This is a genomic window from Photobacterium makurazakiensis, from assembly GCF_050336715.1.
GTDB lineage: Bacteria > Pseudomonadota > Gammaproteobacteria > Enterobacterales > Vibrionaceae > Photobacterium > Photobacterium makurazakiensis.
Genome location: NZ_JAKJSJ010000055.1, coordinates 26,582 through 48,464, shown reverse-complemented (window position 1 = coordinate 48,464; position 21,883 = coordinate 26,582). Strand labels below are relative to the sequence as shown.

General features: G+C 41.4%; 23 protein-coding genes and 2 pseudogenes. 18 read left to right on the top strand and 7 right to left on the bottom strand.

Annotated elements, in window-relative coordinates; all coding sequences use genetic code 11:
- The 13 genes and pseudogenes from L4D09_RS21955 to L4D09_RS21895 form a co-directional block, all read left to right on the top strand.
- Nucleotides 1–361: pseudogene (locus tag L4D09_RS21955) on the top strand (type II and III secretion system protein family protein); the annotation flags it as partial.
- A gap of 10 nt (nt 362–371) precedes the next feature.
- Entirely contained in the window at nt 372–653 is a 282-nt protein-coding gene (locus tag L4D09_RS21950) for a hypothetical protein (protein WP_428459661.1), read from the top strand.
- Nucleotides 654–682: 29 nt separating this feature from the next.
- Complete coding sequence (locus L4D09_RS21945; RefSeq protein ID WP_428459660.1) at nt 683–1,999, top strand: pilus assembly protein TadG-related protein; 1,317 nt, start codon at nt 683–685, stop codon at nt 1,997–1,999.
- Nucleotides 1,999–2,445: a TadE/TadG family type IV pilus assembly protein gene (locus tag L4D09_RS21940; RefSeq protein WP_428459659.1), complete on the top strand. Its 447-nt coding sequence runs from the start codon at nt 1,999–2,001 to the stop codon at nt 2,443–2,445. Before L4D09_RS21945 ends, L4D09_RS21940 begins: the two co-directional genes overlap by 1 nt.
- Nucleotides 2,446–2,937 (top strand): TadE/TadG family type IV pilus assembly protein, encoded by a 492-nt coding sequence (locus L4D09_RS21935; RefSeq protein WP_428459658.1) that lies wholly within the window; start codon nt 2,446–2,448, stop codon nt 2,935–2,937. It begins immediately after the preceding gene.
- Nucleotides 2,938–2,945: 8 nt separating this feature from the next.
- Nucleotides 2,946–4,178, top strand: a complete 1,233-nt coding sequence (locus tag L4D09_RS21930) for a CpaE/TadZ family protein (RefSeq protein ID WP_428459657.1) — start codon at nt 2,946–2,948, stop codon at nt 4,176–4,178.
- A gap of 5 nt (nt 4,179–4,183) precedes the next feature.
- Nucleotides 4,184–5,563 carry a TadA family conjugal transfer-associated ATPase gene (locus tag L4D09_RS21925; RefSeq protein WP_428459656.1) on the top strand — a complete coding sequence of 460 codons (1,380 nt, stop codon included), beginning with the start codon at nt 4,184–4,186 and terminating at the stop codon, nt 5,561–5,563.
- On the top strand, nt 5,563–6,534 hold the full coding sequence (locus tag L4D09_RS21920; protein WP_428459655.1) for a type II secretion system F family protein: 972 nt from the start codon (nt 5,563–5,565) through the stop codon (nt 6,532–6,534). The genes L4D09_RS21925 and L4D09_RS21920 overlap by 1 nt, the downstream gene beginning before the upstream one ends.
- 1 nt (nt 6,535) lies before the next feature.
- Nucleotides 6,536–7,501, top strand: a complete 966-nt coding sequence (locus tag L4D09_RS21915) for a type II secretion system F family protein (RefSeq protein WP_428459654.1) — start codon at nt 6,536–6,538, stop codon at nt 7,499–7,501.
- Between the two features lie 27 nt (nt 7,502–7,528).
- Nucleotides 7,529–8,623, top strand: coding sequence for a tetratricopeptide repeat protein (locus L4D09_RS21910; RefSeq protein ID WP_428459653.1), 1,095 nt, complete (start codon nt 7,529–7,531; stop codon nt 8,621–8,623).
- Between the two features lie 60 nt (nt 8,624–8,683).
- Nucleotides 8,684–10,150 carry a pilus assembly protein TadG-related protein gene (locus L4D09_RS21905; RefSeq protein WP_428459652.1) on the top strand — a complete coding sequence of 489 codons (1,467 nt, stop codon included), beginning with the start codon at nt 8,684–8,686 and terminating at the stop codon, nt 10,148–10,150.
- Between the two features lie 9 nt (nt 10,151–10,159).
- On the top strand, nt 10,160–10,624 hold the full coding sequence (locus tag L4D09_RS21900) for a TadE/TadG family type IV pilus assembly protein (RefSeq protein WP_428459651.1): 465 nt from the start codon (nt 10,160–10,162) through the stop codon (nt 10,622–10,624).
- A 1-nt stretch (nt 10,625) separates the two neighbouring features.
- Nucleotides 10,626–11,066, top strand: coding sequence for a TadE/TadG family type IV pilus assembly protein (locus L4D09_RS21895; RefSeq protein WP_428459650.1), 441 nt, complete (start codon nt 10,626–10,628; stop codon nt 11,064–11,066).
- Between the two features lie 62 nt (nt 11,067–11,128).
- On the opposite strand, the gene aroG is transcribed toward L4D09_RS21895, so the two are convergent.
- The gene (gene aroG, locus L4D09_RS21890) at nt 11,129–12,178 is read right to left on the bottom strand and encodes a 3-deoxy-7-phosphoheptulonate synthase AroG (RefSeq protein ID WP_428459649.1); all 1,050 of its coding nucleotides are present in this window, start codon (nt 12,176–12,178) and stop codon (nt 11,129–11,131) included.
- A gap of 296 nt (nt 12,179–12,474) precedes the next feature.
- On the opposite strand from aroG, the gene L4D09_RS21885 reads away from it, so the two are divergent.
- The 4 genes from L4D09_RS21885 (at nt 12,475) to L4D09_RS21870 (ending at nt 15,858) form a co-directional block, all read left to right on the top strand.
- Nucleotides 12,475–13,212: an amino acid ABC transporter ATP-binding protein gene (locus L4D09_RS21885; RefSeq protein WP_428459648.1), complete on the top strand. Its 738-nt coding sequence runs from the start codon at nt 12,475–12,477 to the stop codon at nt 13,210–13,212.
- A 6-nt stretch (nt 13,213–13,218) separates the two neighbouring features.
- Complete coding sequence (locus L4D09_RS21880; protein ID WP_428459647.1) at nt 13,219–14,052, top strand: amino acid ABC transporter permease; 834 nt, start codon at nt 13,219–13,221, stop codon at nt 14,050–14,052.
- Between the two features lie 123 nt (nt 14,053–14,175).
- Nucleotides 14,176–14,940 carry a transporter substrate-binding domain-containing protein gene (locus tag L4D09_RS21875; RefSeq protein WP_428459666.1) on the top strand — a complete coding sequence of 255 codons (765 nt, stop codon included), beginning with the start codon at nt 14,176–14,178 and terminating at the stop codon, nt 14,938–14,940.
- A gap of 78 nt (nt 14,941–15,018) precedes the next feature.
- Complete coding sequence (locus L4D09_RS21870) at nt 15,019–15,858, top strand: amino acid ABC transporter permease (RefSeq protein WP_428459665.1); 840 nt, start codon at nt 15,019–15,021, stop codon at nt 15,856–15,858.
- Nucleotides 15,859–15,909: 51 nt separating this feature from the next.
- Here the strand turns inward: L4D09_RS21870 and L4D09_RS21865 are convergent, their stop codons facing one another.
- Together L4D09_RS21865 and L4D09_RS21860 are read right to left on the bottom strand one after the other, a co-directional pair.
- Nucleotides 15,910–16,443, bottom strand: coding sequence for a GNAT family N-acetyltransferase (locus L4D09_RS21865; RefSeq protein WP_428459646.1), 534 nt, complete (start codon nt 16,441–16,443; stop codon nt 15,910–15,912).
- A gap of 147 nt (nt 16,444–16,590) precedes the next feature.
- A complete protein-coding gene (locus L4D09_RS21860; RefSeq protein WP_428459664.1) occupies nt 16,591–18,072 on the bottom strand; it encodes a cobyric acid synthase in 1,482 nt (493 codons plus the stop codon).
- Nucleotides 18,073–18,474: 402 nt separating this feature from the next.
- Between L4D09_RS21860 and L4D09_RS21855 the strand changes: the two genes are divergently transcribed.
- The gene (locus L4D09_RS21855; RefSeq protein WP_428459645.1) at nt 18,475–18,624 is read left to right on the top strand and encodes a helix-turn-helix domain-containing protein; all 150 of its coding nucleotides are present in this window, start codon (nt 18,475–18,477) and stop codon (nt 18,622–18,624) included.
- 841 nt (nt 18,625–19,465) lie between these two features.
- On the opposite strand, the gene L4D09_RS21850 is transcribed toward L4D09_RS21855, so the two are convergent.
- From L4D09_RS21850 to L4D09_RS21835, 4 genes and pseudogenes are all read right to left on the bottom strand, one after another.
- Nucleotides 19,466–19,783 carry a DUF4144 family protein gene (locus L4D09_RS21850; protein WP_428459644.1) on the bottom strand — a complete coding sequence of 106 codons (318 nt, stop codon included), beginning with the start codon at nt 19,781–19,783 and terminating at the stop codon, nt 19,466–19,468.
- 117 nt (nt 19,784–19,900) lie between these two features.
- Nucleotides 19,901–20,308 (bottom strand): DUF1330 domain-containing protein, encoded by a 408-nt coding sequence (locus L4D09_RS21845; RefSeq protein ID WP_428459643.1) that lies wholly within the window; start codon nt 20,306–20,308, stop codon nt 19,901–19,903.
- A 338-nt stretch (nt 20,309–20,646) separates the two neighbouring features.
- Nucleotides 20,647–21,279 carry a M23 family metallopeptidase gene (locus L4D09_RS21840; RefSeq protein WP_428459642.1) on the bottom strand — a complete coding sequence of 211 codons (633 nt, stop codon included), beginning with the start codon at nt 21,277–21,279 and terminating at the stop codon, nt 20,647–20,649.
- 282 nt (nt 21,280–21,561) lie between these two features.
- Nucleotides 21,562–21,826: pseudogene (locus L4D09_RS21835) on the bottom strand (transposase); the annotation flags it as partial.
- Nucleotides 21,827–21,883 lie beyond the last annotated feature (57 nt).

Below are 21,883 nucleotides of genomic sequence, written 5' to 3'. Positions count from 1 at the left end.
AACCATTGGTATTGCCGGACTACTTAACGAAAGTGTTACTGATGTAGTCGACAAGCTACCTGGCCTTGGTGATCTACCAGTGATCGGCCAGCTATTCAGAAGCCAGTCTTTTCGCAAAGGGGAAACTGAGCTAGTCATCTTAGTGACCCCTCGCCTTGCAAAACCAATTCGCAAGCAAGATGTCACTTTACCTACTGATAGCTTTGTTGAACCGAATGATTGGGAATTTTATTTGTTGGGTCGTATGAGCGAATTAAAAGAAGACGAGTTAACGAACTCTTACAGCCAAACATCATCGAGACCAACAGCAACCTTATCACCAAGCGCAGGTTCTGAAGGTCAATTTGGTCACAGCTTATAAGGGAAAGGCAATGAAATATAGCTCAATGAAACTTAGTGTAATGAATTTATTAATATCTGCCTTTATCTCACTTACATTTATCTCAAGTGTGTTAGCTAAAGAGTTAAAACTTGGCAATAGCGTTAACCAAATGATTAGACTTCAAACCGTTGACCCTTTAGCAGAAAATAGAGTTCCACTTGGCTCCCCTCTATTCAGTGGCAAAAAAGCTAGTAAGTCGTTCACGACAGAGAAAAAAGGTCATGAACAAGATAAGGTAAAAAGTAAAAGCATAATTGCTGGTGCTAAGTGAAAGTATTCCTTCTTAGGGGTTAAGCTTATATGAATAGGTTACGTCTAGCGTCCAACCAACCTAAAAGGCAGCAAGGAATTGTTATTATCTTTGCTACCCTCGCGATGGTCGTACTTATTGGCTGTGGGGCTCTAGCACTTGATATTGGTAACCTTACTCTTTCCAAAGGTAAGTTACAAAACCTTGTAGATTCTGCTGCACTCAGTGCCGCAAAAACAATTGATCTTGGAGGTGACCGAAACGAAGCAATCACAGCTGGAACCCAAGCAATTACCAATAATATATCATTAGATGGGTATAATGACACTTTGCTTGATGAAGCCACCATTAATATTGAATTTTCTGAAAGCCTTCCTTTTGATCCTAGTACCGAAACATCGGATTCTCCCTATGTACGAGTACGAATTGAAAATGTCGATATCCCAGACTTTTTGGTATCGATTTTCAATATAAACTTAACTACAAGAGCTTCGGCTGTTGCCGGTCCAAGCACTAGTCTAGGACGCTCATGTAACATAGTACCCTTAAGTATCTGCCAAGGTCCTTCCCCATCAGCTTCCAATATATCGGGGTATTCACATGAAACCCTTCATGTATTAAAAGCATCAACATCTAAAGACTCAACGATTGGTCCAGGAAATTTCATGGCTGTTACGCTCACCGATGCTGATGGAAACCCTCAAACAGGAGCGAGTCATTATAAAGATGCGCTTGCTGGAGAGTATGAAAGCTGCCTTACTGTTGAAGATGGTGAACCAATATTAACTGAAACCGGTAATAWGACAGGTCCAACTCTTGCCATTGATACTCGCTTTGAGGATGTCAGTGTTTCAGGCTACAAAGACGAGGATTATATCGGCGATATAAACTCCTATTTCGATACTGATGAATACATTGCCGTCACAACAGTAACGGAAGAAGTTAGTGGTATCGAAACTACCAGTTATGTTCCCAATAAATCTGCCAGTGAAGTCTATTCATATTCTGAATATAGCAGCGATTATGAGACTAAAGATTATCAGGCCTGTCTTGATTCAGCATCATGCCAAAGTGGCGGTTACTATCGTCGCGTTATTACAGTACCCATATTAGATTGTAATACTGCGAGTAAAAAAGGTGGCCGTATGGAAGTCGATTTAAAAGGGCTTGGCTGCTTTTTTTTAACGCAACCCGTCAGCTATACCACGACTGATGACGATAAATCAGGTAAAGGTAATGGGTCATGGGTGATTGGTGAATTTATAGAAGATTGTCGGAACCACAGCGGTAACCCAAGTAAAACGCCAAGCGAGAGTGGCCCCTATAAAATAGTACTTTTTGACGACCCTGATAGTGAAGATTCCTAATGATTATGATTAGAAAAAATCAAGGTTTAGCCATTATAGAATTTACTATATTGTTACCGATTTTCTTACTTATAATGTTTTCGATTGCTGAGCTAGGTCGAGCATTTTATACCTATAATGAGCTTGATAAACTCAGTCGCGACAGTGCGAGATATTTATCTAGTGAGATAAATAAAGGCACAACAAATAATTATTCACTTACGGATATCGATATACTTTCAGCTACTAACCTAGCAATATACGGTTCAATTAATGGTGGGACAGAGACAGTCATCCCAAATTTAGCTTTATCGCATGTCCAAATAACACTCACTGATAACTATATTAATGTTGTAATTACATATCCTTATCAGCCAGTATTAAGTGTAATACCTAACTTTTTTTCAGGTGATGAGTTTGATTTAAACTTCAGCTTGACTTCTAGCTACTCGATGAGGGTTTTGTAAATGAGAAGAAGTCAACTTTATATGAAAGATTCAACTGGTAGTACATTAGTTGAATTTACGATCATTTCTTCATTATTTTTCCTGCTTATTTTTACCATTATTGAATTTGGACGACTAATATTTACATGGCATATACTTAATGAAACAACAAGAAGAACTGCACGATTAGCCGTTGTTTGCCAAGTATCGACAACTGAACAACAGGATACAAAGCTATCAGGAATTATTGATAGTGTTCCACTACCTGGCTTTTCAACTGAAAATATTGATGTAAGCTACCTCGATAGTGTTGGGACAAAAATTAATGATGACCTAAACGAAACAGTCATCTACAACCAAGTTGAGTTTATAGAAGTAAAAGTAGTCGATTATCAAATCGAGCTATTTATCCCTTTCGCCACTTTTGACCTCAATTTTGAAGCTCCAGATTTTACAACATTGATACCTAGGGAAAGCTTAGGTGTGACAAGAACAGGCTTCACGGATTGCTGAGGTGAATTATGAATACAACTAATGCACTACCTGACAATAGTTTTATTTCACCAATGAAGCAGCCATTGAAAACGATGATTGTTGGGTGGATTATCAGTGACAATGAAACGTTTAATCGTCCACTTATTGAGTATTTTTCCCAGTGGTCTAATGCAAAATTCAAGGTACTTACTCTCGTTGAATATCGTGAGTGTATAAAAATCAACACCCATAATATATGCCCTGATTTAGTGATTATTGATGCCTGTACCGACTGGGTGCTGATAAGTAAGCAGCTAAAAGAACAACTAAATAATTCACTACCTATAATATTAATTACCAATAATGCTGATACAGACATTTTACGAAAAGCGCTAAAAGTTGAAATAAAAGATGTCTTGTCTATTCCTTTTGATGAATCAGAACTTGATCAAATCATATACAGTTGTGCTCAAGGTAAATCAGCCAACAAATCTCAAGGGCGAATCAGCGCTTTTATCAATGCAAAAGGAGGAATGGGAGCAACGATACTCTCAACATCCATCGCTCATATCCTAGCGCTTGAACATCACTCAATCGTATTAATTGACCCAGATGCACAGTTTGGAACAACATCTGGTCTGTTATCAACAAACCCCAAATTTACGCTAAGCGATGCCCTTAACCAAGTTGATACAATCGATGAATTCGCACTAAATGGGATGCTAACAAAACATGAGTCTGGTCTGAAGTTCATACCGAACCGTACTGAACATATTTCAGATATAATACCAGAGTTCACATCATCATCATTTGGTGTTTTCCTCGAACAAGTTAGTAGCAATTTTAGCCATGTCATCATCGACTTATCTAGAGGCTTAGAAAATAGTACCCTTCCGGCACTCACTAATGCAGATGATGTTTATATTGTTATTCAGCAAAACATTCCAGCTATTAAAGAAGCTGCCATATTGATCAAAAAATTAAAGCACTTATTTGGGTTTACTCAACAACAAATTAAAATCATTGTTAATCGATATTCCAAAAACATTGATATTAAACCTGATGATATCAAATCATCGCTTCACATCGACAATATCATCTTAATTCCAAATGACTATTTGTCTGTGAGTGCTGCAACTAACTTGGGAGAATTACTCGCCTCCCACTTTGAAAAGAAACCAATTGTTAAGGCATTAAAAGATGTTGCCAATACCTTAACTAACAAGCAGATAGAAGAAGCAACAGGGTTTAAACGCTTCTTTTCGTTTCTAAGGAGCTAGTGTGTATGTTTAGAAAAAAACGAGCCGAGATTATCATAGAAGCGAATATGGAAGCACCGAGTGTCACAGAGGCGCCTGACGAAGTACTAGCTCCCATCTCCGCGCCCAACCCTCAAGAATTGGCTGTCAAAAATGAACTTATCGAAGATCTTTTTAATACCCTCGATTTATCATTACTTGAAAGCCTTCCTGGAGATGAAGCACGACTGCAAGTGTCTGAGATGTCGACCATGCTGCTGCTTGAAAAAGATGTACCACTTAACGCAGAATCCCGAAAGCGAGTCATTGAAGAAGTTGGCGACGAGCTTTTAGGGTTAGGGCCATTAGAACCTCTGCTAAAAGACAAATCCATTTCCGACATTTTAGTCAATTCTAGTAGCCAAATATATGTAGAGCGCAAAGGTAAGCTTGAGCCAACAAATTCGACATTCCGTGATGATAGGCATTTACTCAATGTCATCGACCGAATTGTGTCACAAGTAGGCCGACGAATTGATGAAAGCTCACCAATGGTTGATGCCCGCCTTAAAGATGGCTCGCGTATTAACGCAATCATTCCTCCGCTAGCCCTTGATGGGCCTTCACTATCCATAAGACGATTTGCTGTAGAACGGCTTCAAGTTGAGCAGCTTTTAGAGTATGGAACACTAAACCAAGAGATGTCTCACTTCCTTCAAGCTGTGGTTAAAGGCCGCTTAAATATTCTCATTTCCGGTGGTACAGGCTCTGGGAAAACAACAACACTTAATATTTGTTCGTGTTTTATACCCGAAAACGAACGGATTATCACGATTGAAGACTCCGCAGAGTTACAACTGCAACAACCCCATGTCGTTCGCTTAGAAACACGTCCGCCAAATATTGAAGGACGAGGTGCCATTACACAGCGTGAGTTAGTCATTAACTCATTACGTATGCGCCCTGATCGAATTGTTGTGGGTGAGGTTCGTGGTGGTGAAGCTGTAGATATGCTAGCCGCTATGAATACAGGGCATGATGGATCAATGACCACCATTCACGCCAATACTCCACGAGACGCATTAGGACGAATTGAAAATATGTTCGCCATGGCCGGCTGGAATATGCCGATTAAGAACGTACGATCACAAATAGCTTCTGCACTAAATATCGTCATTCAGCTGCGCAGAATGGAAGATGGTAAACGTCGAATTACTAGTATCGTTGAGGTAAACGCAATGGAAGGCGACGTGATTACCATGACCGAATTATTTTGTTTCAAACGCACAGGTATTGATGAAGAAGGCAACGTGATCGGCAGATACCAAGCGACAGGTAATGTTCCCTCATTTATGGATACATTCAAACATATGGGAATTGACCTACCCTACTCTCACTTCACTTCAGCCAATGGTGGAGGTTTCTAATGGATCAGAACCTGAAGCTCTATTTGATTGTACTTTTTATTGCTGTGGTTGTTATTACTCAGACCCTATTTATATCTGCAACAGGTACGCGAGCTAAACGTAATCGTTTAATCAAAAAGCAATTAGAGGTCATTTCTGAGTCGGGTAAATCCCACCAGCAGTCACTATTGAGAAAGAGCTACCTTGATAACCTTTCACCGACTGAACGCTGGCTAGAAAACAACTCGTTTGGCGAGTATCTTGCTGAAAAATTATCATTAGCCGGATTAGAGTGGAAAGCATATAAAGTTGGTATTTGGTTCATTGTTATCATGTTTATAGCAATGTTTTCAGTACTATTTATTTCACAAAACGTAATGCTAGCTATCGCAACCCCTTTCATTCAACTCATTAGCTTTATTCTATTTTTGCGTCAAAAGTCCGAAAAACGAATGCAGCTATTCGAGGAACAATTTGTAGAAGCATTGGACGTAATGAGACGAGCATTACTTGTCGGCTACCCCTTTACAGAGGTAATGAAAACAGTACACGAGGAAATGCCCCCCCCGATTTCAGTTGAGTTTGGGAAGACCTTCATTGAACTTAACTATGGTGTAGATCTAAAAGTTGCACTGGCCAATCTAGCTCAACGTAATCCCTCAGTCAGCGTATTAGCTTTTAATAGCGCCGTTATCATCCAAAAAGAAACCGGTGGTAACTTGTCTGAAACCTTAGAAAAAATATCTGATGTTATTCGTGACCGCTTCCGATTATTACGTAAAGTAAGAACCCTTTCAGCAGAAGGAAGAATGTCTGCTTGGGTCTTAATGATGGTTCCATTTGTCCTTTTTATAATGCTCTATTTCAGCTCCCCTGGCTACCTAGAGCCATTATTCACCTCAGACAAAGGAGCAAGCATACTCACCGCTACCGGTGTACTAATGGTCTTAGGCTTGATCTGGATAAGAAAGCTATTGCGTATAGAGGTTTGATATGGATTATATTATTACGCTAATAGATTCATTCATAGGAAATCAACAGATTACAAAATGGTTGTTTCTTGGCTTAGCATTCCTAAGTACAGCGGCCTTAACCATCAGTGTTGGGATCATAATAAATAATGCTTTTAATCCTCTAAAACAACGGCTGCATACTATATCTGGTGTGAAAGATAAACAGAGCCAAAGTAGTGGAGGAAAGCAATTTGATAAAACATTAGAGTCGATAGAAAAGTATGTAACGCCAAAATCTAAGACGGAACAAATTAATACGCGTCAGCTGTTAATGCACGCAGGCTACGAAAATAGTTCAGCCTTAACCACGTTTTATGCCATAAAAGTAATATTATCGATTTTTGCTCTAATCAGTACCGTAATCGCTACCAAATTTTTTCCAGAGCTAACAACACAAAAAACGGTTACCTATATATTATTAGCCGTAGCGATAGCAATGTTTTCACCAAACATTATATTAAAACGACTCGCTGAGAATAGAGTAAAAGCCTTGAGGAATGCCTTTCCAGACGCCTTAGATTTATTGGTTGTAACTTCTGAAGCTGGCCTAGGTTTTCAAGCTGCACTTAACCGTGTTGCAAATGAAATTGACTCGGTATCACCAGAGCTAAGCCATGAATTACAGCTTGTTTGCCAGAAAGCCCGTGTCGGTATTCCAACCCCGGTAGCTTTAAATCAATTTGTCGAACGTACAGGTCTTACAGAACTACAGGGTTTAATTAGCATTATTGCTCAGTCTATAAAACTGGGGGCAAGTATGGCCGATACACTCAGGGTTTATGCTGATGAATTTCGAGATCGACGGATGCAAAAAGCAGAGGAAGAAGCCGCGAAAATTGGCACCAAAATGATTTTTCCGTTGATTGTGTGTATATGGCCAGGCTTTTTTGCTGTCGCAGTAGGGCCTGCAGCCATAAAAGTAATAGAGATATTTGCAGGTGGTTAATACCGCCGGTATTTAGAGGGAATTAAAATGCTGACTAAAAACCAACAAAATACAAAAAAATCACTCGTTGTTGCCATTACAGTCTTATTTATTGTCGGTTGCTCAAGTACAGACGATGCTGCCCAACAAAACAATGTGAATTTCGACCATGAACTCTACGATGGTAAACCAACACTTGGACTATCTAATGATTTTCCCCCTGAAACAGCCCAAGAGGCTATTGCTCGTGGTGATAAAGCATACAGAGAAAAAGACACTGATCTCGCCCTTTACGAATATATACGAGCGCTTAGCTTTCCGTCACAAGATCAAGCTGATCAGGCATTTTACAAAATTGGTTATATCCACCAGCAGCGTGGAAACTATGAGCTTGCAAAGCTAGCCTACAATCGAGCTTCTTTTATCAACAAAAACAATACTCAATATGCCGCAGCAGTCGGTATTGTTGAGCTAAAATTGGGTGAGCATGAAAATGCCAAAATGCATTTATTGCACAGCATAAAAATGGATCAGAAGCGCCAAGGTAATAAAAACTGGGACCCTGATAAAGATATCTTGTCACGAGATTTAGTTATTGATAGTGCATCACCAATAAGTGCCTATATAGGGTTAGGGATAATTGCGGATTTGGATGCACAACATAAACACGCTCAGCAAATTTATCTAACCGCGTTAAAAGTGAACAGTAAATCTTATAAAGCGTTAACAAACCTTGGCTACTCATATTACTTAGATGGCAACCTACCTCAAGCTGAAGCTGTAAACCGTAAAGCGACGACCCTATATCCCAGCGCTAAACGTGGATGGTCAAACCTTGGTTTAATCTATATCAAAGATAGGCGTTATGAAGATGCATTAGACGCACTTTCAAATGTGATGCCACGAGAAAAAGCCCTTAACGACATCGGTTACTTTTCGATGCTTGAAGGTGATTATGAGGCATCTGTTTTATATCTCGAAAAAGCGATTAATACTAGCCCTACATTTTATGCGAAAGCACAAAAAAACCTTAAGCGAGCAAAAAAACTACAAATTTCAGCACCACCAGTCAAGCTATCAAATAACGCAAATAACACACAGACACAAGCAACGGTATATAGCATCACAGATACTCGGCACTAGGCTTTTTGATATGTAACCGTCAACAACTTAAAACAAAAGCTTGGTAGGGAGCGAATTATTATGATCCCACACAGTAAACACGCAATGCAGCGACAGGGAGGTATTGTCCTTCCTCTTACAACGATAATGTTGTTAGGGCTACTTGCAATGGTAGGTTTAGCGCTTGATGTAGGCCTCGCCTATACCAATTATCGGCAAGCACAAACGGCCGCCGATACTGCTGCACTGGCTGGTACATATGAAAAATTTTATGGTAATACGTCCACGCTAAGTTCTGCGGCTCAACAAGCTGCAGCAGATAATGGCTTTGTTACGGGGGTCGATAATATTACTGTCACGGTGAACAATCCCCCGCTTTCCGGTTATTACCTCAATGATGACTTCTCTGTTGAAGTCATTGTAAACCAAGCTTCACCTAGCTTCTTTTTAAAAGTGCTCGGTATCGATGACCTCGCTTTTTCTGCCCGCGCAGTTGCTAATGGTAGTATTGCCAGCAGTCAAAACTGTGTGTATGTATTAGATGATACAAGCAAAAATGAAAAAGCTTTTCATATCAGTAGCGATTCATCGTTAATTACAGACTGCGGCATCTGGGTTAATTCAAAAAACAACAAGGGTGCATATGTCGATAGCGGTGCTTGTGTCGAGGGCAGTACAATAACGGTTGTCGGTGGTTACGAAAAAGATAAATGTGATTCAGGTGGAGCTTCTTACCAATGCAGTTCCTCTGGTGATTGCCCAACAAGTGGCAAAGGAAAATCATCTAGCCAAAAACCATTACCTACGCCTGATCCCTTAGCCGGTATTCAAGCCCCAACAGTGAGTCGTTCGGCCTCTACATGTGCAAAAGAAGAAAAATGCGACGCCTCAGGTTGTAGTGGTAAAGAAAAAGATTCAGGCGGCCCTTACGAACCCTATACCGTCGAGGGTAACAAGACCCTGAATCCTGGTACCTATTGTGGCGGTATCCATATAAAGAAAGGCAAGGTAACCTTTAATTCTGGTGTATATATTCTTCGAGGAGGCGGCCTACGTGTTGAAGGTGGAGACTCAAAAGCTACAGGTACCGATGTGTCCTTTTATAACACTTGTTTCTGGGACTGTACTAGTTCAGGTAACAAGGATCCTGAAAAAGGGAAAGAGTGGTTTTGGACAATGGATATTAACTCAAGTGCCAAAGTGACGTTTTCTGCACCACTGTGTGATGGTGGCTTAAGTGGCACTGAATGCGAGAACCCATTGGATGGAATTTTATTTTTTACCGACCGTGACGCACCAAGTTCCGATGACCCTGGATCTTATCCAGTAAACAGAATAGACAGTAGTGTGGATGCAACATTAACTGGTGCCATTTATACATGGAATCAGCACCTAAAATTTCATTCAAGCTCATCGGGTACCAACGCAAAAGGCCTACTTGTTTCCAAATTTCTCGAAGTTTCTAGCGGCTCTCACGTCAACCTTTCAAACATGAGTGGAGCATCGACTGGTGGGTCCCCACTTAAAAGAGTCACCTTAGTTGAATAAGGACGAACTATGAGCAGACAATTAAATATCGAAACACAAAAAGGACTAGCGATTGTCGAAGCAACCATCGTTTTGCCTGTATTACTATTTCTCTTGCTCATTGTTTTAGACTTTGGCCGAGTTATGTATGCCGGTGTTATTACCTCTAGTGCAGTTCGTCATGCCGCTGGATACGGTGCACTAAACCCTAGCCTATCTATTGATTACACAGGTATGGTCAATGCTGCTTTGAATGATGCTAGCAACCTACCCTTAAATGAGGCGAATACTCAAGCGCTTACGGTTAATGCTTCACGCATCTGTCGCTGTGATAACCTAATAGCTGAAGTCGACTGTACGACGGCAAGTTGTAGCTCACAGCTTGAAGTTTATGTGGAGGTCTCTGCAACGCGTAATTTCAATACCCTTATCTCATACCCTTTCGTTCCCTCTTCTATTCAGTTGCAGCGTACAGCATTAGTAAGGCTTCAGTAATATGATTAATAAGACCCGCTATAAGAAAACTCAAAAAGGAACGACAACTGTCGAGGCCTCAATAGTAGGTCTAGTTTTGTTCATGGTCATTTTTTTAATATTGGAAGGCAGCGTATTAATTTTTAATTACAATACGGTCGCTCATGGCGCTCGAGAAGGTGCTAGATTTGCGGCTGTAAGAGGTAGTGAAGCTGGCATAGATAAACGACGGACAGCCGATTCCCCAACAACGGATCAGCAAATAAAAGATTATATACAATCGAAAACATCAGCTTCAGATTTAGTGATAACCATCAATTGGGAGTTAGATGGTAATAACGTGCCTGATCTATCATCGGGAAAGTTCGTTGAGGTAGAAGTCACGAAAGACTTCATACCAATTACCCCTTTTCTTCCAACGATAACCCTTAATAGTAAATCGACATCTGTTATCTACTATTAACGCAGTAAAAAACAAAAAGGCCTTCATTTATGAAGGCCTTAGCATATATCAATTATTGCTTATTACTTACGACGCTTCTGAACATCGCTCGCTAGCTGACGCAATACTTTTTCTGTTTCTTCCCAACCAATACATGCATCAGTGATGCTCTGACCATAGGTAGGCTCTGTACCCTCAACGATATCTTGACGACCTTCAACAAGGTGACTTTCAATCATCACACCAAAGATTGCATCGTTGCCGCCTGCAATTTGGCTACCGACATCTTCAGAAACCAATGTTTGACGCTGATACTGCTTCAAGCTGTTCGCGTGGCTGAAATCAACCATCACTTTTTGACGTAAACCCGCTTTTTCAAGCTGCGCTGAAATATCATTTACGTGTTCTGCACTGTAGTTTGGCTCTTTACCGCCACGAAGAATGATATGACAGTCTTCATTACCCGCAGTTGAAACAATCGCTGAATGGCCGTATTTCGTTACTGATAAGAAGTGGTGTGGTGCACTTGATGAACCAATGGCATCTGTTGCGATTTTAATATTGCCATCAGTACCATTCTTAAAGCCAACAGGACAAGAAAGACCAGACGCAAGTTCACGGTGAACCTGTGATTCTGTTGTACGAGCACCAATGGCACCCCAGCTGATAAGATCGCCCATGTATTGTGGCGTAATCATATCAAGGAACTCACCAGCAGTTGGGACACCCATATCCGTTAAATCAAGCAGCAATTTACGACCAATGCGTAAACCATCGTTTAACTGGAAGCTGTTGTCCATGTACGGGTCGTTAATTAGACCTTTCCAGCCAACTGTCGTACGTGGTTTTTCAAAATAAACACGCATTACAACTTCAAGATCACCTTTCAGCTCTTCACGAAGAACTTTCAGTTTCTGTCCATACTCAAACGCTGCCTTTGGATCATGAATAGAACATGGGCCAACAATAACCAATAGGCGATCATCATCACCATTTAGCATATTGTGAATAGACTGGCGTGCTTGAAAAACAGTCTCTGAAGCACTTTCCGTTGCTGGAAAACGTTCTAAAACGGCAACGGGTGGTAATAGTTCTTTAATCTCGCGAATGCGAACGTCATCTGTCTTATGCATCATTACTTCCTGAATATACTCTCCTGCCAATCTCACGGTGTAAACCTTAGTGTACAAACATGGTTGACAGTAAATTTCTCGTCGAATTGACTTTAACTTATCTTCTTATTATGGGCAGTGCAAACCCTAATTAACAATAATCGCTAATTTATTTGATTTTGCATATAAATCAGACAATCACATCTAGTTCTGTGGATAAAACCGCTCTAATTCTCGAATGCACAAACATTACTTTGAAAAACTCGTTGCAAAACCATAACATGGATTCAATAACTTATATCATTACGAGGTGTGTAATGACTGATACTCCGGTCATATCGTTTCAAAATATCGATAAATGGTACGGTGACTTTCACGCGTTGAAAGACATTAACCTCTCCATAACGCGTGGTGAGCGATTAGTTATTTGCGGGCCATCTGGTTCAGGGAAATCAACGTTAATCCGTTGCATCAATGGCCTTGAAAAGTTTAATCATGGACAGCTATTTATTTGCGGTCAGCCTCTTGATAGTAAACATTTAAAGGCTATTCGTGGCACTGTCGGCATGGTATTCCAACACTTTAATCTCTTTCCTCATATGACAGTGCTAGAGAATCTTACTCTCGCCCCACGCCGTACTTTAAAACTCAGTAAAGCTGAGGCCACCGATTTAGCAATGAAGTACCTTGAGCGTGTTCATATTGCTCATCAGGCCGATAAATACCCCGCTCAACTTTCTGGAGGCCAACAGCAGCGCGTTGCGATTGCACGTTCACTGTGTATGAAGCCAGACATTTTGTTGTTTGATGAGCCAACATCAGCCTTAGATCCAGAGATGATCCGAGAAGTATTAGATGTCATGAAAGAGCTCGCTGTCGAGGGTATGACAATGGTGTGTGTAACGCACGAGATGGGTTTCGCCCGTCAAGTTGCTGATCGCGTTGTCTTTATGGATGAAGGTGAAATTGTTGAAATTGCCCCACCAGCACAACTATTCGACTCGCCACAGCACCCTCGTACTCAAGCTTTTCTTGAGCAAATTTTAAGTTATTAATCTGCCATGACCATAAGAAAATCAAACACCATTAAATCAATTTCAGCTATTGGCCTAAAGGTGAGTAAGCCTTTCTTTTCAGGTGTATTACAAATTGCTTTTGTGGCCATTGGCTTATACTGGCTACTAAATGCTGGTGCGGATGCAATGAACTACCGTTGGCAGTGGTATCGAATACCGCAATACCTTTGGTTTTTTGAAGATGGTAAATGGTTTCCTGCTGAATTATTAGAAGGCCTTCGGGTCACACTGGAGATTTCAGCCGTTAGCCTTGTATGTACTTTAGTTATCGGGCTAACAGTGGCATTACTGCGACTGTCAAACTCTATTGTTGGCCGTATTATCGCTCGAACATATATAGAATTAATTCGTAATACGCCTTTATTAGTACAAATTTATCTACTGTATTTTGTCTTTGGACCAGTACTTGGCCTCGAACGATTTACAACGGCCGTTCTGGCTCTCTCTTTATTCCAAGGTGCTTATACGGCCGAAATATTCCGGGCTGGGATCACCAATATCGATAAGGGGCAATTTGAAGCTGCAGACAGTTTGGCCTTATCAAAATTTAATAGCTATCGCTTTGTTATTCTACCGCAAGTAATCAAACGTATACTGCCACCGCTCACCAATGAATCGGTCTCTCTGGTTAAAAACTCATCCATCGTCAGTGTTATGGCTATCTTTGATTTAACCACAGAAGGTAGAAACATCGTTGCTGACACAGCAATGCCTTTCGAGGTCTGGTTCACAGTTGCAGGGATCTACTTATGCGTCACGCTAGTTCTTTCAGGATTTGCCGCTTGGCTTGAACATAAACTTGCAACACCTAATTACTAACTAACCGAAACTCATACACCTAAGCAAATACCTAGATATATCAATGGACGTATTTATCTTCAACAGGAGAAAGGAAGCATGAAAAAAGTCATATCGCTTTTATTTGCCGTTTTTGCCTTCGCTATGGCAACAACAGCTAATGCAGCAGATAAAACAACTCTCACCGAAATCAAAGAGCGTGGCACGCTACGAGTCGGCTTATCCACGTTTGTCCCTTGGGCCATGCGAGACAAACAAGGTGAGCTGGTTGGTTTTGAAGTCGATGTTGCTCGCCGCCTAGCAAAAGATGCTGGATTAAAAGTTGAATTTATTCCAACGGCTTGGGACGGTATTATCCCTGCTCTATTAGCAGGAAAATTTGATGTCATCATTGGTGGCTTATCGATTACGCCAGAGCGAAACATGAGCGTACTCTTTACCACACCTTATGCTCATTCTGGGGTTCAACTTGCTGCTCACAAAGGGAATTCAGCAGGTAAAACAACCATTGATGATTACAACAAGCGCAGTATTACACTGTCTGTTCGCCGTGGTGCTTTCACCGTACAAACAGCAAAGAAATACTTCCCGAAAGCAAAGCTTCGTCAGTTTGATGATGATGCACAAGCATTCCAAGAAGTCTTAAACGGTAATGCGCATGCAGTCTTAGCCTCTTCACCGAAGCCGGAACAAATGGCGATTCAATATAATGATAAGCTTTACATCCCCTTCCAAGAGCGTCTAAGCCGAGGCTCTGAGGCATTTGCGATTCGTCATGGGGAATTTGATTTACTTAACTTTTTCAATAATTGGATCTTGCTACGCACAGAAGATGGCTGGCTAGAAGAACGTCATGATTATTGGTTCACGACACTTGACTGGGAAGGTCAAGTCGTAGAAGGACAATAACCCTTGTCACAATCGTCGACTCAACCATTGCCGAGAAGTTCATTCTCGGCAATACCTAAATTCAATAAGCTTGATGGCATGCTGCTATTAATAGTGGCTTGTTTTGTTGGCTGGCTCTGGTATCGCTCATCGGCTGGTATTCACTACCAATGGAACTGGGATAGAGCCTTTCAGCTTATCATGTCAACAGGCCGAAATGGTGATCTACCCTATTTCTTCCAAGGGTTAATAGCAACACTACGTTTAAGCCTTTGGGGCATGCTCTTTGCCGGACTACTCGGTTTAATGCTCGGACTTGCTCGGCGATCTACGCTTATTTTTCTTCGACTTCCAGCACAAGCTTATATCCAGTTGGTGCGTAATATCCCCCCTCTGGTTTTTGTGTTTATTTTTTACTTTTTCATCTCTAGCCAGCTTGTACCAGCAATTGGTTTAGAGGGGATCCTTCGTCATACACCAGAAAACATTAACGGCCTGCAATCCTTCTTATTTGGGCCTGCAGCATTATGGGAGAACCTTTTCTCAGGCGTTTTATGCGTTGGCTTGATTGCCGCGGCCTATATTGCAGAAATTGTACGATCTGGTATTGATGCTATCGCTCAAGGTCAATGGGAAGCTGCCGATTCATTAGGCTTATCACGCTGGGATCGCTTTAGGTTTGTCATTTTCCCTCAGGCACTTAGTGGTATTGTGCCACCATTGGCTGGACAGTTTATTTCTCTGGTGAAAGACTCTTCAATTATCTCGTTAATCTCCATTCAAGAGCTGACATTTGTAGGCAGTGAGATGGCAAATTCTTCAGGCCTTATCTTTGAGATATGGCTACTTGTCGGCGCAGGGTACTTAGGGCTATGTCTAAGCCTGTCTTTCCTCTTTAGCCGATTAGAAAAACATAGCCAAAAGCATACGATCAGATAATTTTCTAGATGGTAGATAGTTTTCTAGATGGCAAATGAAAAACGGGAGCAATTAAGGCTCCCGTTTTATTTGAAAAAAGCTAAGCTTACGATTATTTTGCTCTCGGTCACCCATGTGCTCCATACCAATCTTTTTCATCACTTGGCGAGCAGACATATTACGCGTGGATGTAAACCCGACAATACTCGCAAAACCACCTTCTTGAAAACCGTATTCTAGGATGGCCTTACCAATTTCTGTTGCATAGCCTTGCCGCCAATGCTCTTCACAAATCGTCCATTCTATTTCTGCTATACCGTCATTTTCACCATAAGGGTTTAGCCCAACTCTACCAATAAGGGTATCGCACTCAGCCAGCAGTAAGGGGCAATTAAAAAATCCCCCTTTCCATTTCCAGCCCATTTTATTGGCATAGCACCAATCAAGCACTGCTCTGGCTTTCTCTTCTGTCCATGGGGGCTCGTCGGTATAGGTATGAACTGACTGGTTGGACATAATCCGGTGTAAGCTGGGCATATCGCCTTCATGCCATGGACGCACATATAGACGCTGTGTTCGTATGCTCGGCGTGATTTCTAGAATCATTTTCATCCCTCATAGTTGAGATTGAGTCAGCCGACTCAATCTCTGCCCCAGTTAATCCGACATATATGTCTGTACAATTCACCTCATAGGTATAACTTATAAGTCTAGAACAATTAAAAGCAATTCACCTCTAAGCTCGCCTGACGATTAAGAACGACGATTACCAGTTCGAGGACGATCGTCAAACTTGTCGGCTAACTCAGGCCATAACACTTTAAAGTCGATACTGTCTTCTAACATATCTGCGACGCGATCAATTCCTTGTTCCCGTAACAAGTCAAAGTCAGGCGTTTGTGTTGCCTCTAAACCAGCCCATGACAATATGGCATCACACGCTGCCTGTTGTTCAAATATGCCGTGTAGATAAGTACCAAACACTTGGCCGTCTACACCCATTTGACCATCAGGGCCATCTGTTAAGTATACAGGGGCATCGTCAAGAACGCCTGTTGTCACACCAGCATGAATTTCATAACCAGTTACCATCACCTCAGGCTGCTCTGGTAAGCGAAGCTTCCCTTTAGTTTGCTTTAGCTGCTTATCTGTCGCTAACAGGGTTGACGTTTGTAGGTAGCCAAGACCAGTGCTGTTACCCGGCGTGCCTTCGATACCATCAGGATCGGAAATAGATTCCCCAAGCATTTGATAGCCACCGCAAATCCCCATGACCTTACCACCAAGACGTAGGTGTCGTGCGATTTGCTTATCCCACCCTTGTTCCCGTAGATAAGCGAGATCATCACGTACACTTTTCGTACCTGGAATGATAATAAGATCTGTCGGTGGAATTTGTTCACCTTTACCAACAAATTGTAAATTAACCTGCGGGTGCATACGCAGTGGATCAAAGTCAGTATGATTACTCACACGTGTTAGCACRGGAACAGCGACATTTAGCTGCTGTTCTGCAGCTTCAACTTGCTGCGCATTAATGGCATCTTCCGCTTCCAGCATCAAACCATGAAGATAAGGCAGCACACCTAGTACAGGTTTTCCGGTCTTTTCTTCCAACCAATCTAAGCCTGACTCTAATAGCTTGATGTCACCACGAAAGCGATTAATGACAAAACCTTTTACACGTTTTTGCTCTGATTCAGACAGCAATGCCAAGGTGCCGTAAAGGTGGGCAAATACACCTCCACGGTCGATATCTGCAACAATGATCACCGGTACATCCGCTTCTTCTGCAAAGCCCATATTAGCGACATCGTTTTCGCGTAGATTTATTTCTGCCGGACTACCCGCGCCTTCAATGATAACCATTTCATATTCGTCTTGAAGCAGGTTGAATGACTCCATGATGGGTGTCATCACCACTTTTTTATAGTTGTGGTAACCTAATGCATCCATATCTGCGAGCGCTTTACCTTGCACGATAACTTGCGCGCCGATATCTGTATTTGGCTTAAGAAGAACTGGGTTCATGTGCACGGTTGGCTCTACGCGGCATGCTTGTGCCTGCACCGCTTGTGCTCGTCCAATTTCACCGCCATCTTTTGTTACTGCGCTATTAAGCGCCATATTCTGCGACTTGAACGGCGCAACCTTAATCCCTCGGCGTGCTAATACACGGCATAAACCGGCAGAAAGTACACTTTTACCTGCGTCCGAGGTAGTCCCCTGAACCATTAAACATTTATTATTCAATTAGTTAATTCCAAGCTATAAAAAACGAAAATAACATGAGCGTATAATCAGTCACATTGAATTCCATATGAAATTTCTGACTGAAAAATTATTTGGTACACTTTTTGGTACACAGAAGATTTGGTACAAACTGTTGCTCATTATTAGAAATAGCATCATATCATAGGGTATTCAGCTAGAACCGATACAACTTCACTGCTTTGAAATGTTCCCCATTGTGCAACTCCTTCACCACCAGCAAATGTTTTAGTTTACCCCTCTACATATCCCCCCACCAGATCCTTTAATGTGAACTTTCCTTTTTAAAGTAGGATTAAAAAAATGAAATACAGTAAAGTTACGCAACAAGAGCTTTAATCAGAACAATTGATCCCTCGAAATCAAGTGGCAGAGCTTCTGGGCATTAAGCCGCTCACTCTATATGGCTGGATTCAGGATGGTACTTTTGATTTGCCCGCCTACAAAATTGGTAACCGCTATCACTATCGCTTAGTCGATGTGCAAGTGTATATCAATGACTGTGAGATCAAATAAAGGAATCTGTTTAAAAAAATAGCATGCCCTTTTGCCTAAGCGAAAACAGCCAAAGGTCACTCGCAAAAAATCCGAAGTTAGATATCAACTTATAACACTAAGTGAAAATCGCCTTGACCTTTCTTTCTCAAAGTGGCGGCACAATCAATTTAAACGGTACACTGCACTATATATTCATCTTAAATTATCGAATGTGATGATCGCTCATACCCCATTCATATTTACCCCGACATGCCATTATTCGAGCATACCCATCAAGAGATATAGTGGATAAAACACAACAGCGAGATGAAACATATGAAGGATAAACACTACCGAACAAAAGAAGAGCTCACGCTCGTTTCTGGAGAAACCGTTGCTCGCATGCTTGATATAACTAAAGAGGAATTTGATAAACTAGTTAACATTGGGGTGTTCTTTTGCCCTACTTACAAGGTCGGAAACCTCAAGCGGTATAGCCTTAATGACGTAGTAGTCTTCATAAATGGCTGCAAACTACCGGAAGGGAATCGGTACGTGGCACCCGTTGGGCATGTTAAACAATATTAGGATTCAGTAGCATTGGTCAGTCAACAACTGACAAACTGATTGAAGACTGAAGTCTCGAACTGTCATTGTGTGCCTAGATGGTTTTCAGTTTAAACGCACTTGCCAACAGATACCCCATACTATGACAGCATTAATCGCTTCATAAGGTGTATTATATGCTTTGCTTGTCATATGTTTTGCTTGAAACACACCTCTGGACAAAGGCGATTTAGGCGTATTGTGCTAAACCTCTTAAATTAGATTAGATTAGATTAGAAAAGTATCTTGAAACCATAGTCTCTTGTATGGGAAATTATCCCAATGCGAGCGCAATAATTGCTTTTTGGATTGATGGGAACTGTATTTTTGTAAGACAGACCTCTGCTTTTGAAAACTCATGTTCTTGAATTAAGTGAGTAATAGAGTCCAAAGATAACTGTACACCTTCTGGTTCAAACACATACCCCTTACCTGCTTCCTTAACTACGTAACAATTGCCGTTACTATCAATTAAACGATCTGAGCAATCCCAAATTAAAGCATCTAACTCATTGTTCAATTGGGCTTCGGAGGCCAAATATAGTAGCTCCGAATCACCCTCTATTTTGAAAACGCATGGCCAAAGGATCATATTCTAACTCCGTAAATAAAACGCTGCATTAAGGTGCAGTCAGCGCTTGCCTATACTTTGAACGAAGCGAAAGCGGCAAGCGTTGCGAATCACTATTAAATGCTTGTATGTTGTAACTTAAGGCGCCTTCGTTTCTATGTTTAACTGTCCTGCCAAACCTGCCTCACGATGAACGCTTAAAGCCTTGAACTCTTCCGACGACGTCATTTCAATAAGAGCTTGTCGTGATGGGTATCTAACTATTACAAATGAATCCCAGAGGTCTTCAACCTGACCTAGAATTAGACTTGTGATTTCCGAATAGAAAACCACTTTTGCACCGTATTTCTCAAGAATTTTCGCCATCGGGTGACCATACAAATCGTATGCTTCCCTACCCGTTAAAGTTGATTCACGACCATCTGCATATTCCGCTTTTTCTCGAAACTTGAATAGGTTCAACAAATGAATCTCACCAGAATCAGGTGAAGATTTCAGTATATCCATCTGGCTATCTGATGGGTAAAGTTGATTAAGAACTTCCATTTCTTCTCCTTCACATAACGCCTATTAGACGGAAACACTCCGCTTTTTCTTTCCGTCTATCTTGCTCAAATATTATATAAAATTCAAGGGTACCAATGCTTTATTTGTAGTTTAATTAGAGGATTACGGAAAAATCCGCCTAGTAAGCAAGGAGCTGTTCATTAGCTGTATTTGCTTATTTAAAGTTACAAAAACGTATCAGGCCGTGCACTCTAACAAGCTTGGGGGAGATTCTTGCTACATAAACTCTGTTAACGATCACTTTTCAGTGAATTCTACGCGTTAACTGGTAAGTTCAACGAATCTAATCGGGTAAGTACTGCTGGGAACCCCTTGCTCTATTGGCTGCCATTTTTCGTGTTTATAGACTGAATAGCTGTCGAAGGCACAAGGAACCCCATTGGCAGTCCTAAATCAACTCGATCCATCAATTGGAAATGTAAATGTGGTGCGGTGGAGTTCCCTGAATGACCGAGTCTAGCAACAACCTCACCACAACAAACTGAATCACCGACTTTATGCTTAACGGAACCAAACTGAACATGAGCAATCAATGCACAACATTGCTCACCTTCAATAATTAGATAATTACCTGTGAGTGCTTCAACTTTCCCTTTTTTGTAGGAGAAAAATACACTATTGAAAAGAGCTAGGCCAACATCACGAACAATATGTAGTCGGTTAYGCTCTTTAATCGAAGTGACCACTTCACGGACTACGCCATCAAATGGAGCATGTATAGGCTCTCCCCAACTATATGAGTGACCTAATCTCACTAAACCGAGCCAGTATTTCCAACGAGGTTGATTGTGCCAACTAATCGAGCCACTCTCATCCTCGACAAGCCTGTAGAAATCATAAGCATAGGTCATCCCCCACTCATAGGTGCCATGACTAGGCACTTGGTCTCCAGGACAATTCAATGCATTCCACTCACCGCGTAGTGGTGGGGAAACTACTATAGGTTCCATCATGTTTCCTATTAATCAGGTGGCAAGTTGCATATATCTAAATAGATTAGCGACATGAAGAAAACTAAGTCAAGTTACGCTTTACCGATGCTAGGATTTAAACAGCGCTAACACCGAATGGGGCATTACCTAGTTAGGAAATTCATTCCCCAAACTAGATCTTACAAATCCAGTCTTCTGAGTGTTTCAAAAGAGATTAGCCAACTACCAACGATCTGAAAGAGCAACGTCAGTTGGAAATTGATGAGAGAATAGGCTTAAAGTATTCATTTTAGATGCTTAGCGAAGTAGGTGGCGGCTTTTTTACTATTTCAAGTTCCTCCGCTTGCTCGGCGAGGAGGCGTTTCAGACGAGCGTTTTCGGCTGCAAGATCAGCCTCGCGTTCACTTGCGGAGTCCTTCCTTGCATTTTTACGCCAGCCATATATTTGGGAAGCATGTAGATTAAGTTGTCGTGTTGCCTCTGGAACCGATGTTTTTTCAGCGAGTTTAAGCGCCTGTTCCTTAAACTCTTCGGTTTGCTTGATAGGTGTTTTAGTGCTTGTCATTATTTACCTCGTTAAGTGATTTTACTCGCTTAACTCGGTGTCTAAAACTGCTGGTTC